Source organism: Thioalkalivibrio denitrificans (genome assembly GCF_002000365.1).
Classification (GTDB): Bacteria; Pseudomonadota; Gammaproteobacteria; order Ectothiorhodospirales; family Ectothiorhodospiraceae; genus Thioalkalivibrio_A; species Thioalkalivibrio_A denitrificans.
This window is the reverse complement of sequence record NZ_MVBK01000096.1, coordinates 1-15,620: the sequence shown is the minus strand read 5'-3', so window position 1 is coordinate 15,620 and position 15,620 is coordinate 1. Positions and strand designations below refer to the sequence as shown.

At 66.5% G+C, this 15,620-nt stretch carries 8 protein-coding genes; 3 read left to right on the top strand and 5 right to left on the bottom strand.

Annotation, left to right across the window (positions count from 1 at the left end):
• Positions 1-456 precede the first annotated feature (456 nt).
• The 3 genes from B1C78_RS14140 to B1C78_RS14130 all read left to right on the top strand — a co-directional run bounded on the left by B1C78_RS14140 (position 457) and on the right by B1C78_RS14130 (position 4,461).
• Positions 457-2,940: a heavy metal translocating P-type ATPase gene (locus B1C78_RS14140; RefSeq protein ID WP_077279820.1), complete on the top strand. Its 2,484-nt coding sequence runs from the start codon at positions 457-459 to the stop codon at positions 2,938-2,940.
• Between the two features lie 222 nt (positions 2,941-3,162).
• Positions 3,163-3,564, top strand: a complete 402-nt coding sequence (gene cueR / locus B1C78_RS14135; protein WP_077279819.1) for a Cu(I)-responsive transcriptional regulator — start codon at positions 3,163-3,165, stop codon at positions 3,562-3,564.
• 246 nt (positions 3,565-3,810) lie between these two features.
• Positions 3,811-4,461, top strand: coding sequence for an energy transducer TonB (locus B1C78_RS14130; RefSeq protein ID WP_077279818.1), 651 nt, complete (start codon positions 3,811-3,813; stop codon positions 4,459-4,461).
• Between the two features lie 203 nt (positions 4,462-4,664).
• On the opposite strand, the gene B1C78_RS14125 is transcribed toward B1C78_RS14130, so the two are convergent.
• The 5 genes from B1C78_RS14125 to B1C78_RS14105 all read right to left on the bottom strand — a co-directional run bounded on the left by B1C78_RS14125 (position 4,665) and on the right by B1C78_RS14105 (position 15,488).
• On the bottom strand, positions 4,665-6,344 hold the full coding sequence (locus B1C78_RS14125; RefSeq protein ID WP_077279817.1) for a Na/Pi cotransporter family protein: 1,680 nt from the start codon (positions 6,342-6,344) through the stop codon (positions 4,665-4,667).
• A 195-nt stretch (positions 6,345-6,539) separates the two neighbouring features.
• A complete protein-coding gene (locus B1C78_RS14120; RefSeq protein ID WP_077279816.1) occupies positions 6,540-7,730 on the bottom strand; it encodes a methyl-accepting chemotaxis protein in 1,191 nt (396 codons plus the stop codon).
• Between the two features lie 163 nt (positions 7,731-7,893).
• Entirely contained in the window at positions 7,894-9,285 is a 1,392-nt protein-coding gene (locus B1C78_RS14115) for an MBL fold metallo-hydrolase RNA specificity domain-containing protein (RefSeq protein WP_077279815.1), read from the bottom strand.
• A gap of 363 nt (positions 9,286-9,648) precedes the next feature.
• Positions 9,649-13,704 (bottom strand): translocation/assembly module TamB domain-containing protein, encoded by a 4,056-nt coding sequence (locus B1C78_RS14110; protein ID WP_245795439.1) that lies wholly within the window; start codon positions 13,702-13,704, stop codon positions 9,649-9,651.
• Positions 13,705-13,712: 8 nt separating this feature from the next.
• Positions 13,713-15,488 carry an autotransporter assembly complex protein TamA gene (locus B1C78_RS14105; protein WP_342745169.1) on the bottom strand — a complete coding sequence of 592 codons (1,776 nt, stop codon included), beginning with the start codon at positions 15,486-15,488 and terminating at the stop codon, positions 13,713-13,715.
• Between the last annotated feature and the right edge of the window lie 132 nt (positions 15,489-15,620).

The window sequence follows — 15,620 nt, the reverse complement described above, 5'->3', positions numbered from 1 at the left end:
CAGTAGGAGCAGCCTAAGTCCGACGGGCTCCTAGCAACCCGAGCCTGCAGTACCCAAGGCCCCGTGCTCCGGCACGGGGCCTTTTTTGGTTCCAGAGGAACCGCGACGCAAAGACGCAATGACGCAAGGTAACCCAAGGAATGACAGGCCTAGAAACAACAAGACCTTTGCGTCATTGCGTCTTTGCGTCGCGGTTGTGTTCCTTGAACTTGACCTTCCCATGATTGGAAGGTTTATGATTTGACCCTTACGCATGTGGGCAAGCCCGCATATCTCACCACCGTTCGTAGCGAGGGTGTCGAGATGCCGCTGTGACGGGGCGCGCGGACCGCAAGACGGCGCAGGCGTAGCCGACACTACGTCAAGCCGGCCGGAGGGAGCACGCCCCGTCACAGCGTGCAGATCGGCGACCGCAGTAGAAGGGTGGTGAGATATGCGGGCTAATGAGGACGAACCATGAGTACGGCACCGTCAGTCGGGCAGAAGGACGATCACATCGAACTGGGTGTGGAGGGCATGAGTTGCGCCTCCTGCGTGGCGCGTGTCGAGGACGCCATCCGGCAGGTGCCGGGAGTCAGCGACGTGAGCGTGAATCTCGCCACGGGGCGGGCCCGGGTTGGACTCGGCCAGGCCGAGCCTGGCAGCGTGGTCAAGGCGGTGGAGGCGGCCGGTTACGGAACCGCTGCCGAGGAGCTCGGCCTGAGCGTTGAGGGAATGAGCTGCGCCTCCTGCGTGGGCCGGGTGGAACAGGCGCTCCTGCAGGTGCCCGGTGTGTTGTCGGCATCGGTCAATCTCGCCACGGAGAGCGCGCAGGTCCGCTACGTGTCGGGTGCAGTGGATGCCAAGGGTCTCGCGGCGGCGGTGGAGTCCGCCGGTTACGGCGCGTCCATCCGCGAGTCCGGGGTCGACCGGGCGGACCGCGAGCGCGAGGCGCGGGCCGCGGAGATGAAAAGCCTGAAGCGCAGCCTCGTGTGGGCCGCGGCGTTCACCCTGCCCATCTTCATCCTGGACATGGGCGGGCACATGATTCCGGCGTTCCACCATGCCGTGCATGGCGCGCTCGGTACCCAGAACGTCTACATCCTGTTCTTCGTGCTCGCCAGCTTCGTTCAGTTCGGTCCGGGCCTGCGTTTCTACCGCAAGGGCTGGCCGGCCCTGGTGCGCGGCGCGCCGGACATGAACTCGCTCGTGATGCTGGGCACGTCCGCGGCCTATGGCTACTCGGTGGTCGCCACCTTCCTTCCCGGGATTCTGCCGGAGGGCACCGTGCACGTGTACTTCGAGGCGTCCACGGTGATCATCACTTTGATCCTGCTTGGGCGTTTTCTGGAGGCCCGTGCCAAGGGGGCCACGTCGGAGGCGATCCGCAAGCTCATGGGCCTTCGGCCGCGTTCGGCCAGGGTGCTGCGCGGCGGCGAAACCCTGGAGGTGGACGTGGAACAGGTGGTGGTGGGCGACCAGGTGCTCGTGCGCCCGGGTGAACGCCTGCCCGTGGACGGGGAGGTGATCGAGGGTGCGTCCTACGTGGACGAGTCGATGATCACCGGCGAACCGGTGCCGGTCCACAAGACGCCGGGCGGGCGGGTGGTGGGCGGCACCGTCAACGGTCAGGGCAGTCTCACGCTGCGGGCCACCCAGGTGGGTGCCGATACCGTGCTGGCGCAGATCATCCGCATGGTAGAAGCCGCACAGGGTTCCAAGCTGCCCATCCAGGCGCTGGTGGACCAGGTCACGCGCTATTTCGTGCCGGCGGTGATCGCCATTGCGCTGGTGTCCTTCATCGTATGGATGCTCTTCGGTCCGGCGCCCGCGCTCACGCTCGCACTGGTGAACGCGGTTGCGGTCCTGATCATCGCCTGTCCCTGCGCCATGGGTCTGGCAACGCCCACGTCCATCATGGTGGGTACCGGCAAGGGCGCCGAGATGGGCGTGCTGTTTCGCGGCGGTGATGCGCTGCAGGCCCTGCGAGGCACGCAGGTGGTGGCCATGGACAAGACCGGCACGCTGACCCGCGGGCGTCCGGAGTTGACCGACCTCCACGTGGCAGAGGGCGTGGAGGAATCGCAGGTGCTGAGTCTGGCCGCTGGTCTGGAGCAACATTCCGAGCATCCCATTGCCGAGGCCATCGTGCGCGCCGCCAGGGAGAGGGGGTTGCGTCTCGAGAGCGCCGCCGAATTCAACGCGGAACCCGGCATGGGCGCATCCGGTCGGGTGGCAGGCAAGGGGCTGCTGATCGGTGCGGATCGCTATCTTGCCCGCGAAGGCATCGACACCGCACCGTTGGCCCGCCACGCCGAGGGCCTCGCCGATGCAGGGCGCACACCTCTCTACCTTGCCGCGGACGGGCGCGCCATCGCCGTGCTCGGTGTTGCGGACCCCGTCAAGGACGGTGCCCGCGAGGCAGTGGCGCGGCTCAGGGAGCAGGGTCTTCAGGTGGTCATGGTGACCGGCGATAACCGGCGCACCGCACAGGCCATCGCACGGGAACTGGGCATTGAGGACGTGGTGGCCGAGGTGCTGCCGGACGGCAAGGTGGATGCCGTGCGCAGGCTGCAGGAGGGCGGACGGCGTGTGGCGTTTGTCGGTGACGGCATCAACGACGCGCCGGCCCTTGCGCAGGCCGACGTGGGCATCGCCATCGGTTCGGGTACGGACGTGGCCATGGAGAGTGCCGACGTGGTGCTGATGTCCGACAACCTGGGCAACGTGCCGAACGCCATTGCGCTCTCCCGCGCCACGATCCGCAACATCAAGCAGAACCTGTTCTGGGCGTTCATCTACAACGTCACGCTCCTGCCCGTGGCCGCCGGCGTGCTGTACCCCTTCGTGGGCCTGCTGCTCTCGCCCATGTTCGCGGCATTCGCCATGGCCTTTTCGAGCGTGAGCGTACTCACCAATGCACTGCGGCTGAAGCGCTTCCGCGTGCCGCAGACTGCGTGACGTCGGAATGGACAGGATGAACAGGATTTTTCCGGATTGACAGGATGATTGAGCGAGAAAGGACTAGACAGGATTAACATGATTTACAAGATTCTTTCCTTAAGGCTTTTAACCCGTTAATCATGTAAATCCTGTCTAAAGCTCTTTTGTCCTTATCCTGTAAATCCAGAATAATCCTGTTCATCCTGTCCATTCGCCTTTTGAATTCCTGCGAGGGCAACCATGAACATCGGTGAGGCGGCGAAGGCTTCCGGAGTGTCGGCGAAGATGATCCGCTATTACGAGCAGGTGGGTCTCCTGCCGCCGGCGCAGCGTGGCGGCAACGGCTACCGGCATTATGCGGAACCCGACGTGCACATGCTGCGTTTTATCCGGCGTGCACGGGATCTCGGATTCTCCCTGGAGCAGGTGGAACGACTGGTGGCGCTCTGGCGCGACCAGGGACGCGCCAGTGCCGAGGTCAAGGCCATTGCCCTTGAGCATGTGCGCGAACTGGAAGACAAGATCGCGGCACTGGAATCCATGCGCCGCACGCTGGAGCACCTCGCCCGCGACTGCCACGGCGACCATCGCCCCGACTGCCCCATCCTCGATGACCTCGCGGGCGGGACGGAACGCGGATGAGGCCTGGAACCACGAAGCGTACGAAGAAAAGACATTATCTCTCGCAAAGACGCGAAGTACGCCAAGAACTGCGCTTGGTTATAGAAGTCCTTCAGATCCAATTCATTCTTCGCGGGCTTTGCGGCTTCGCGAGAGACAGGCCTTTTTCTTCGTCTAATTGCTCTTGATGGCCGAAACAAAGGCCGCGCCGGGTGAAGGCCGCCGGGCTGTTATCATGGCCGGTCGATCCGGTGGAATCGGCCCTTCATGCATCGTTTCATTCTCGCGCTGGTGTTGTCGGCCCTGGTGCACCTGTTGGTGTTGCGGGGGGACTGGGCCGTGCCCGTGCTGCAACGGGAAGCGGGACCCGAGGGTGTGCGCGCGCTGGATGTGGCGCTGATATCCGCGGAATCGCCACCGGCTGCCCCGGAGCCGTTACCCTCTGAACAACCCGAACCCGAACCCGAGCCCGAGCCCGAGCCTGAGCCTGAGTTCGAGCCCGAACCGACGCCGACACCTGCCGAGCCCGAACGCTCACTGGAGTTCGCGCCGCTGGACAGGCCCGCTCCGACCGCGCCGTCAACGGAAGTGGTGCAGGCGATCCCGCAGGCGGAGGAGCCGGGTGTGGAGGAGTCCCTGACCGACGCCTATCTGGCGCGACTGCGGGAGGCCATAGAACGGGAGAAGCGCTATCCGGTCCTGGCCGCGCGACAGGGTGCCGAGGGCAGCGCGCGGGTGAGCTTCCGGGTGCTGGCTGACGGGCGCATCGAGGATGTGCAGGTGCTGGAAGGCACGGGCCACGGCCTTCTGGACGAGGCGGCGCGGGAAGCCGTGAGTCGTGTCGGGCGCGCGGAACCGTTGCCCGAAGGCATGGAGGTGCGAGATCTGGAGATCGTGCTGGAGTTCAGACTGCGTTGAAATGGGAAGGGTGAATTGGGAAGTGGGAATAAAACCAACCACCCTCACCCTGCCCTCTCCCTGAGGGAGAGGGAAAACCCCTGATCCCAAGCCCTGTAATCCCCTCTCCCGCTTGCGGGGGAGGGCCAGGGAGGGGGCCTTCCTACTTCCCAATTCACACTTCGTACTTCCCAATGCCCACTTCCCAATTCACACTTCGCACTTCAACCCGCCTGTTCCGGCGGCGCTTCCCGATCCGGTTTCGACTGTCCCACCTGTGAGTGCAGGTGGTCCTCGTATCGGCGTGCCTTGTCGGATTGCGTCACCAGGCGGCGCGCCATGCTGATGATGCGCAACTGGCGCTCCATCTCGGGAATGGGGATGGATCCGGAGGTGCCTTCCCGCAGCAGGGCCTGCTTGAGTCGGGCGTATTCCTGTTCCACCTGGGCCACGGCTTCGGCGGCGTCGTCGCGTTGGGGATCGCCGGGTTCCAGCCGCGCCAGGTCCAGGGCGCGAACGGCCAGTTCCTGCCATTGACGGCGCTGTGCGGCGATGGCGGGCAGCGCGTGGCGCTCGCGCAGTCTTCGCAGGCATCCGATGTCATAGGCAAGGGTGGCCACGTCCCGGTGGTAGCGGGCCACCCGCATGGCCTCGGTGATGCCCTCGGAGATGGTCTCGGGAAGATGCCCCGTGGAAATCCGGGCCGAGAACTCGCCGATCGTCTCCACCAGGCGCTCCACCGCCGACTTCTGCATGGCGAGGGACGTCTCGGCGGGCGGGTGCTCGGCCAGCGCCTCCCGGGCCATTCGGTGGCCCATGTCTCCCAGTCGGTCGATTTCCAGGATCAGTGCCCCCAGGGCCAGGTCGGGGACACCCGCGCTGCTTCTGTCCAGGTACCTCGGTCGGGCGGCATCCTCCTCGGGCGTTCGAAAGCGTTTCTGGAGCCAGCGGATCATGATCGGCGCAAGGGGAATCATCAGGGCCACACCCAGCAGATTGAAGCCCGTGTGAAACAGGGCAAGCAGCATAGCGGGCGCCGGTGCCTCGCCGGTGGCGCCCCAGATCCAGGCGATGGCGCCCAGGAACCAGGGCAGGATTATCAAGGCCACGAGCGCGGTGAGGGTGTTGAACAGCACGTGGGCCGCGGCCACGCGTCGGGCGTTCGCCGTGGCGCCGATGACCACCAGCATGGCCTTGATCGTGGTGCCCAGATTGGCGCCGATCACGCCGGCGGCCGCGGCCTCCAGGGGCAGGGCCCCGCTCATGGCAGCGGTGAGCGCCATGGCCATGGAGGCCGATGAACTCTGCATGAGGACGGTGAGCAGCGCCCCCAGGGCCACCATGATCACCAGTCCCGTGACACCGGGTTTCGCCAGCGCGCCCAGATCCACGGTGGCGCTCAGGCCCATGAAGGCGTTTCTCAACACCTCGATGCCAAAAAACAGCAGGCCGAACCCGGCCAGTGCGAGCCCCAGGTTCTTGCCCCGGCTGCCACGGGCGAACAGGTACAGCAACGCGCCGACGCCGATGGCGGGCAGGGAGAAGGCCTCGATGCGGATGTCCAGACCCACCAGTGCGACCAGCCAGCCTGTCATGGTGGTGCCGACATTGGAGCCGAAGATCACCCACACCGCCTGCCCCAGCGTCAGCAGGCCGGCATTGGCGAAGCCGATGGTGGCAACGGTGACCGCGCTTGATGATTGCACCAGCGCGGTGACGGCCATGCCCGAACCCAGAGCCCGGGCGCGTGTCCGGGTCCAGGTGCCCAGGATGTGCTGCAGGGCCTTGCCGCCGGCCAGCTTGAGGCCCTCGGTCATCAGCGTCATGCCCAGCAGGAACAGGCCCAGGCCGCCCAGGAACCCGGCTACCAGGGTGTAGATCGCGATGTCGGGGTTCTCGGCCATGGGCGCGAAGGTGGCGCGTGCGAGGGCGTCACGCAGTCACCTTCAGTGTAACGTGGAGGGAAGTCAGAAGTGGGAATTGGGAAGTGCGAACTTAGTGTCGTGTCCCGCAAATATCTTGCCATTCAGCGCGGCTGTGCGGGCGTGTGGCAAGATATTTTCCGGACACGACACTAGGGCTCTACTTCGCTCTTCGATTCAGAGCGTGAAGCGCCGGACCACTTCCCGCAAGTCGGTGGCCACCTCGCTGACCTCGCCGGTGGACTCCTGGGCCCTTACCAGTGATTCGGCGCCCACTTCCGCTGCGTCATTGATGCTGTTGACGTTGCGGTTGATGTCTTCGGCCACCGTGCTCTGCTGTTCCACGGCGCTGGCGATCTGGATGTTCATCTGTTCGATGGACTTGATGGCGCCGGAAATCTCGCCCAGCGACATGGCGGTTTCCTCCACATGGGTCTCGCTTTGGGACGCCTGTTCGCTGGCCTCGCCCATGGCCTCGACGGCGGCGCCCACCTGGGTGTTCAGGCGCGCCAGCATGTCCTGAATCTCGCCCGCCGAATCCTGCGTGCGTCGGGCCAGGTTGCGCACCTCGTCAGCCACCACGGCGAATCCTCGGCCCTGTTCTCCGGCGCGGGCGGCCTCGATGGCGGCGTTGAGCGCCAGCAGATTGGTCTGTTCGCTGATGCCCTGGATCACGTCCAGCACGGAGCGAATGTTGTCGTTCTCCTCGCGGACCTTGTCGATCACGGAGGTGGCCTTCTGGATGCCGGTGTTGAGATTGCCGATGGAGCCCAGGGCCTCGGTGGCCGTGAGGGCGCCCTTCTGGGCCTCGCCCGCCGCCTCGGAGGCCGCATCCGCCGCCTGCTGCGTGTTTACCGCCACCTCCCGCACCGTGGCAGCCATCTCGTTCATGGCCGTGGCGACCAGGGCGGTGGTGTCGCGCTGATCACCCTGGCGGCGGGTGGCCTCGCCGACAATATTCACCAGTGCGTCCGCCGAGGTGGAGAGCCTGTCGGTACTCTCGTGAATAAGACCGATCATGCCGCGCAGGCTTTCCGCCATGCGATTGAAGCTGCCCGCCAGCTCCCCGATCAGGTCATGGCTCTCGATCTCGCAGGTGTGCGTAAGGTCGTTGTTGCCAATGGCGGTGCAGACCCCGGACAAACGCTCGAGCTTGCGCAGCAGGATCAGGCGCAGGAGCAGGTAGTTCAGCGCGCCGACGGCCAGGCCCGCAATGATGCACCCGAAGTAGAACATGGCATACATGCCTGGCCGCCACTCCACGAAGAACTGCGCGTAGAGCGGAAACAGGAGGCCCATGGCCAGGCCCAGGCCGAGAAAGGCCAGCAACAGGTTTCTGAGTATGCTGGGTTGTGTGAGCTTGCGCATGGTGACTCCCGACGGTGCCCGTTCGATACCAATTCTTCTTCGGGTCTCTCCGCCCTGTTATCGGCGTCGGGGCGGGAATCTTAATAGTTGACGAGTTGCCGTGACCAAAGCCACAAAAATGCTCGGAAACGTGACGGGCGCCGGAAACCATCGGACGGACGGGCTAGAGTGCGATCTGTTCGCCCGGGCCGGGGATGCTGGCGTCGATCCCGTGTCGATCGGCCAGGGCCTGCGCCAGCGCTCGCTGGGCGTCGGGCTCTCCATGTACGAGGTGGAAAGCGGGCCTGTCCCGGAAGGCGGAGGCCCAGTCCAGCAGCTGGCTTTGACCCGCATGCGCGGAAAAGCCGCCGAGGGTATGAATGGACGCTTTCACGGCCACATCGGCACCCAGCAGTTTCACCTTTTCCGCCCCGTCCACCAGGCGACGGCCCAGCGTGCCGGCCGCCTGGAAACCGACGATCACCAGGTGGGCGTCCTGGCGCCAGAGGTTGTACTTGAGGTGATGGCGGATGCGTCCACCGTTGCACATCCCGCTGCCCGCGATGATGATCGCGCCGCCGTGGATGCGGTTGATGGCCATGGAGTCCTCCACGCTGCGGGAGAACTGCAGCGGCGGCAGGGCGTCGGCAAGGCTGCCGTTGCGCAGGCGCGAGACGTCCTCCGGATCCAGTGCCTTGTGCCGGCGGGCGTAGAGTTCGGTCACCTGGATCGCCATGGGGCTGTCCAGAAACACCTTCTGCTGGGGCAGCCGCCCTTCCTTGTAGAGCATGCTCAGGTGATACAGCACCTCCTGTGTGCGTCCTACCGCGAAGGCGGGGATGAGCACGTTACCGCCATCGGCGTGGGCCTGTTCCAGGATGCCCGCCAGTTCCTCGATCGTGTCCTGCATGGGGCGGTGGTCGCGGTCCCCGTAAGTGCTCTCCATGAGCACCGCATCGGCGTGTTCGAGGCGTGCCGGGTCGTGCATGAGTACCGAGTCGGGGTTGCCCAGGTCCCCGGAGAACACGAGGCGCCGGTCACGTCCCCCGGAAGGCAGGACCAGTTCCACGATGGCCGCCCCCAGGATATGGCCGGCATCGTGAAAGCGCAGACGTACATCGCCGGCCAGCGACTCCTCGCGGTTGTAAGCCACGCCTTTGCACAGCTTCAGCGCCGCCTCCACGTCCTGTTCGTCGAACAAGGGGTCCAGCAGGCGCCGGTCCGCGCGCTGCCGCCACTTGTTCTCCCACTCGACATCCTTGGCCATGACGAATGCGGCGTCCCTCCACATGATGTGCAGCAGGTCATGGGTCCCCGGTGTGCAGTAAACAGGACCCTGGAAGCCGTCGTGCACCAGCTTCGGCACCAGCCCGGCGTGATCGAGGTGGCCATGCGACAGGATGACGGCGTCCACTTGGCGCGCCAGGTTCCTGAGCGAGGCCCGGTTTGCCTTGTCCGCCTGGGCGCCGCCCTGGTGCAGCCCGCACTCGAGCAGCAGTGTGGCGTCGTCGGTCTCGATGAGATAGCGCGAGCCGGTCACCTCGCCGACGGCGCCAAGAAAGGTGAGTGTTGCCATGGGTTCAGTGTACCGATTTTTGTTGTTGGAGTTTTTGGAACCACGAAGGGCACGAGGAAAGGATGATGGGCTGTGGGGATACGGGATTTCTCTGACATTGCGGGTCCGCACGGCCGTTCGGTGGCTTCGTTTGCGCAAGGGATATGTCTCTCGCAAAGCCGCGAAGCCCGCCAAGAAAACACAAGAATTCTGAACTGACCTTTTCTTTGCGGGCTTCGCGTCTTTGCGAGAGTCCCTGCATTCGTCGTCAACAAAGCCACCAAACGGAAAGGCGGGTCGGCAAGATCAGCCGGAGCCCGAAGCCCCACAGCCCATCATTCTTTCCTCGTGTCCTTCGTGCGCTTCGTGGTGAGAATCCCGGGCTCACCGTTCGCGGCGGTAGATGAGGTCCATGCTCTGGGCCTCGTCGCTGGTTCGGGTCTCCAGGCTGAGCGTGCGGGTGAGACTGTAGCGCAGCATCAGGCTGGATGCGCGTTCGAACAGCCCCACGGTGTAGCGCAGGTACAGCCGCGATGAGAGTTGCTTGCCCATCATGAGCGCGCTCTGGTCCACGTCGCCTTCGGAGTCCAGAACGAACTCGTCGAGCCCCACCGCCTGCCCGATCTGTTCGGTGAGCATGCCGCCCTGTTCCACGCCGAAGGCGGCAATGGCCGTGGCCAGTACGTTGGCGTCCGCCTCGCTCGCGCCGGAGAGCGGCCGGCCGGTGAGCAGGAAGGACATGGCCTCGCTGTCCTCCATCGCCGGCGTGGAGAAGACACGCGAGCGGGGATCCTGCAGGGTGCCGCCGATGGCCAGCCCGGCGGTCACGTTGTAGGCGGGCACCCGGCGCACAGCGCGGATGTCCAGGCCCGGGTTGTCGGCCGGACCCTGGAACACCAGCACGCCCCGCTCCACGATCAGGTTCTGGCCGTACGCCCGGTAGCGGCCATCCTCGACACGGATCTCGCCCTCCACCCGAGTCGGACGCGCGGGGCTGTCCTCCACGGCCACCTCGCCGGCCAAGCGGGCGGTGAGCCCGAAGCCGCTGAGACGAACCTGGTCGCCGAGGATCACGGTCACGGTGCTGTACACCTGCCAGGGCGGTTCGTCGTCGGCTTCGGCATCCACGATCACCTCGTCCCGGGACACCGACACGGCCTGGGGCGGCAACTCCCTCAGTTCGATGTTGGCCTCCGGGATGGTCAGGCGGCCGTCCAGGCGGATCAGCCGGCCCTCGAGTTCCATGGTGAGATCCGGCGAGACGAGGACCTGCGCCTCCGGCCGGCGCACCGCTCGGAAGCGGTCTCCCTCCAGGGCCATGCGCGCCCAGGGTGCCCCTTCCGGGGTCAGCCCCATTTCACCGGACAGTTCCAGTGCGCCGGGCCCGGAGCGCACCCCGCCCGAGAGTGTCAGCCTGTCCAGCCCCTCGGCCGCGCCGTGAAGGTGCATGTCGGTGAGTTCGATGCCCGCTTCGGGGATCAGGGCCCGCCCCTCGGAGAGGCGCACATCGCCCCGGAAATCCGGTGTCTCAAGGGTGCCGGACACGTCGAGATTGGCCTGCAGGCGACCGGTCAGGTCGCGGACCTGGGGGGCGGCCACTTCCAGCCAGCGCAGTTCCTCGAGATCGGCGCGGGCGCTGCCCGCCAGCCGGTGGGTGTCCCCCTCGGGCGTCAGCAACAGACGGGCGGTGGCCTGGCCCCGTTCCAGGAAGGAGAGGCCGGCCGTGGTCTCGATGACGCCGTTGGATTTCTCCGCGTCCACGCGCACGTCACGGAACGGGATGTCCTCGTGTTCGCCGTCGGGTGTCAGTACACGCAACGTGCCTTCGTCGACGCGGGCCCGGGCCTGCCCCGTAAGCCCCTGTGCGTCGTGGCGCAGGCGCACATCGGCCGACAGGACGCCGTCCGCCGTGACGTTGTCCGGCAGCCACTCGGCCAGCCACGGCAGGAGGAATCCGGACAGTTCCGCCTGTGCCACGAGGCCCGCGACCTCCTGGCGCTCGCCTGCAAGGCACAGTGCCGCGTCGTCCCGTTTCACGCACAGGAGCGCGAGGCTGATCCGGGCGGCATCCGCCTCCAGCGCGGCCGGCCCGTCCAGTGTCCAGTCTCCCAGTCGGGTCTCGGAGAACTCCAGGCGCACGACCTCGCCGGACCAGCCCGGCGCTTCGGTCATGCGCCCCTGAAGGCCCAGGCCAACGACGCCTTCCGCGGTCCGCGCATCCAGCAGCACTTCGTGCGCGTCCTCGCGTCCGCGTGCCGTGAGTTGCACGGAGGAGGCCAGTGTCTGTGCGTCCAGCGCCAGGTCGGCGGCCTCCAGTGAAAGCGTCAGCGGATCGGCTCCGTCCAGTGCGCCCGAGGCCTCGAGGGACAGATACTCCAGTGACCAGGCCTCGTAACCGAGTCCCGAGCCGCGCAGCCTGAGGTCCAGTGCGGGGCGCTGCCAGTCTCCGGTGATGCGGCCGTCGCCGGACAGCGCCCCCCGCAGCCCCGGCCAGAGGACGTCCAGTGCGGGCGCGTCGATCACATAGTTCAGGTCCGCGGCGTCGGCCTGTGCCCGGCCTTCCAGTTCGATGCGGTTTTCGCCCATGCTGGCTTGGAGACCAGGCGTGACGATCCGGCGGCCCTCCTCGATCCGTGCCTCGCCGCGGGCGGACACGGGCAGATCGCGCAACGTCCCCTCGAGGCGGTCCAGACGGATGAACGCCTCCACGCCGAGCTCCGTGTCCAGGTGTCCGTCGCTGCGACCCTGCAGGTTCAGGCGGCCCGCCCACTGTGGATCAACCATCCCCGGGTCGAGGTTACGGGCTTGCACACGCAGATCCCAACTTATAACCGGCGCCCAATGAGTGTCGCCGGAGACCGTGAGCCGGGCGTCATCCAGCGCCAGTTCCATGCCCGGCGTGGACAGGCCATGGCCCAGCAGCGTGGCGTCACCCCGTGCGCTGACCCGGTGATCTGCAAGACGCCCTTCCAGTCGCTCCAGGCGAACGTCACCGTGGACCGCGTTGCCGTCCTCCAGTCGCCCGGTGCTGTCGAGCGCCAGATCCAGTCGGCCGGGCCAGTCCGCAAGCCACCGGCCCGGGTCCAGATCCTGTCCCTGCACGCGCAAATCCCAGTGGGGTTGCGGGTCCCAGCCGGCAACGCCCTGCGCGGTCAGCGTGCCTTCCGGTGTGGAGAGGGTCACTCCGGGGGTGGTGAGTTGCGTGTCGCTGAGGCGCGCGCTGCCCTCCAGCCGAATGTCCTCGTCCAGCAGCGAGCCGGTCAGCGTCAGCGCATCGACCCGCACATCCGGCGTGCCGGACGCGTCCACGCGGCCCGCGACCTGCGCATCCAGGTCGAGGCGTCCCGGCACGTCCGGATTAAACACGCCCGGATCCAGATCCCGGCCCGACACGGTGACATCCCAGACCGGTTCCGGCAGCCAGCCGGCGGATCCTTGCACGGCCAGTCGGCCGCTGTCGCCGGTGAGTCCCAGTGTGAACGAGGAGAACGCCTCGGTGTTGCCGGTCGCCGTGAGCTTTATGTGTTGTGACGGCACATCGGGCAGAGTGACCCCGGTGTCCAGCGCCAGGGTGAACTCGTCCAGCGTGCCCTCGCTGTGGAGCTCACCGCTGTCCATGGCCACGATACCGAAATCGGGCTGGTGCCAGTTGAATGCCTGCCAGCGGTGAACGAGATCCCAGCGCAGGTCCCTGGGCAGGTCGCGCAGGACACCTGACCCGGACAACTGCAGGGGGGCGTTCACGCGGTGCTCCAGGGCCAGCCGATCCAGGTCTCCCTCCAGGCTGAGTTGCCCGCGACCCTCGGGTGCCTGGAACCCGCTCGACAGAGGCTCCGGGAGCCGGACGCGCCAGTGGAGTTCCGCGTTGAGCGGAAAGGGCGCCGCGAGCCCGGCCCGCGCGGTGAGATCGACATGGAAATCGGGCGCGTCGATGACCAGCGTGCTGATCCGCGCCGCGTCCCGGTCCGCCTCCGCGGCGAGCCGGATTTCGTGGATCAGGACCGGCTCCGCGTCGCCGATCTGAACGGAAAGGTCCGTAAAACGTGCGGGTGCCAGGTCGACGGCAATGGGCAGGGCCACCGTGTCCGGCAACCGAAACGGTTCGGTGGGTGCGGGGTCCGGATCCGGCCGTATCCGCAGGTTCAGCCCGTGGGCATCGAGGCGGGTCACGGACAGGCGTGCCGCAAACAATGCCGCGGCATTGACGCGCACGGCCAGCGACTCGAGCCGGGCGTTGACGTTCTCGTCCTCATCCTCGAAGTCGATGCCTTCCAGTTCCAGGCCCTGCAGCAGCGTGCCCCGCACGCGCTCGACGGTGAGCGTGCCGGGTGCAAGGCCCGCAGCCTGCTTGACGATCCACCGGGCGCCGGGCTCGGTGCCCAGCAGCACGGTGAGCAGGGTCGCCACCGCGATGAAGACGATCAGGATTCCAATGATCAACCGGCGGATCACAGGTCTGCCCCCATGGTGAGGTGCAGGCGGAACTCGTCGTCCCCGTCGATGGGATGGGCAATGTCCACCCGGATCGGGCCGATGGGGGATATCCAGCGCACGCCCACGCCCACGCCCGTGCGGGGATCGAAGTCATCGATCCGGTCATAGGCGTTGCCGCTGTCCACGAACGCGGCGGCGCGCCAGCGGCCGCGGATGGGGATCTCGTACTCGACGCTGCCGGTGAGCAGATGGCGGCCGCCGATCACGTCTCCGTCGGCGTTGGTGGGGCCCAGCTTCTGGTAGCCGTAGCCGCGCACACTGGTGTCTCCACCGGCAAAGAAGCGCACCGAGGAGGGCAGTTCGGTGACCTCGTCCGCCTGGGTTGCGCCGCCGTCCACACGGGTCAGCAGGCGCCCCGGTCCGAGCGGGGCAATCAGCTTGGCGCGGCCGTGGAACTGCACGAAGCTGACCGACGAGACCACGTCCTCGGATGCGCCCCGAACGCTGCCGTACAACCGCCAGCCGCGCCTCGGGGTGACCGGATGGTCGGCGCGAATGCGGGTGAATGACAGGCCCGGCATGAGCAGGTCGGTACGGTCGGTGACGTCGGCCACCGTGAAGTCCTCACGCTCGTAGTTGAGCGAGCGCGTCTCGATCCACCCGGAATCGTGCTGGCGCGTGTGGGCGATGCCGACACCGTAGAGATCGGACCGTATGGTGTCCGAGTCCTCGGTCAGGTACCGGGCCGTCAGATTGAGTCGTTCCCGGGCCGGTTGATCCAGCGGGATCTCATAGTCGAATCCGATGCCCGACCGCACGGGCGAGAGCTCGATCTCGGTGCTGTAGCGATGACCGGCACGGTTCGCGTAGCGGTGTTCGAAACCCAGGCGAAGTCGCGGACCGATGTCGGTTGAGGCGCCGATGCCTGCGAGGTAGGCGCGCCGGGGGCGGGGCGTGAGTTGCACCAGGATCGGCACGGCGCCGTCCGCGCGCGCCTCGGTCAGCGTGCGCACCCTGACCTCGGAAAAATAGCCGCCGTCCGTCAGTGCCTGCTGCAGGTCGATGAGCTGCCGGCTGTCGTACGGATCGCCCTCGGCGAAGGGCAGGAACTTCTCCACGAAGCCGGGATCGAGAATGTCCTGTTCCAGCGTGAGGGCGCCGAACCGGTAGCGCGCGCCGCTGTCCATGTGGATCACCACGTCCGCATACCCTTCGGCGGCATGCACGCGCAACTCGCGCGTGATGAGGCGGTTGTCCAGATAACCCCGGTCCGCCGCCAGCCGGGTCAGTGCGCTGCGAAGCTGGTCGTAACGGTCGTGGCGCAGGCGGTCCCCTTCCTTGAGGGGCGGATCGGAGAGCAGGTCCGTGAATCGGGTGTCCTGTGCCGCATCTCCCTCCAGCGTGATATCCAGGCGCCTGATGCGAACGGGTTCCCCCGGGTCCACGTCGACCGTCAACTGCCAGCACGCCTCGTCACGCTCAAGGTCGATGTCCACGGCAGGGTGGTAATACCCCAGGGCCCGCAGCGCCTCCCGGGTCTCATCATGTGCCCTGCGCAGCAGCGGCCGCTCCCGCCACTCCGGTAACTCGCAGTCCTCCCTGGCGATGCTCAGGTGAACGCGGATGTTCTCCTGCGCCTCCTCGTCCACACCGGTGATGATGATCTGCGGCGTCTCCGCAAGCGCAGGCCCGGCCAGCCATGCCGTGGCCAGGAGCGCGAGAAGGGCCCCGCGGCGCCGATGCCGGGGTCCATTCGCAGTCGAGCGCGCAAAGGATATGAGAGAGGGCACTTGGACTTATCCGTGGATCGTTCGAGGAGGCGGAGGCGGTCGATCGCCCCCATGTTTGTCCCATGCACGGGGTTCGGGTTCAAGCCCGATTCGGAAGGTTGAAGGTGGAAGGATGAAGGTTGAATGAAACCA

What these genes read in the sequence shown, in the direction of transcription:
- cueR (WP_077279819.1), top strand. Translation starts at nt 3,163, where the DNA reads ATGAACATCGGTGAGGCGGCGAAGGCTTCCGGAGTGTCGGCGAAGATG.
- B1C78_RS14140 (WP_077279820.1), top strand. Translation starts at nt 457, where the DNA reads ATGAGTACGGCACCGTCAGTCGGGCAGAAGGACGATCACATCGAACTG.
- B1C78_RS14130 (WP_077279818.1), top strand. Translation starts at nt 3,811, where the DNA reads ATGCATCGTTTCATTCTCGCGCTGGTGTTGTCGGCCCTGGTGCACCTG.
- B1C78_RS14125 (WP_077279817.1), bottom strand. Translation starts at nt 6,344, where the DNA reads ATGGCCGAGAACCCCGACATCGCGATCTACACCCTGGTAGCCGGGTTC.
- B1C78_RS14120 (WP_077279816.1), bottom strand. Translation starts at nt 7,730, where the DNA reads ATGCGCAAGCTCACACAACCCAGCATACTCAGAAACCTGTTGCTGGCC.
- B1C78_RS14115 (WP_077279815.1), bottom strand. Translation starts at nt 9,285, where the DNA reads ATGGCAACACTCACCTTTCTTGGCGCCGTCGGCGAGGTGACCGGCTCG.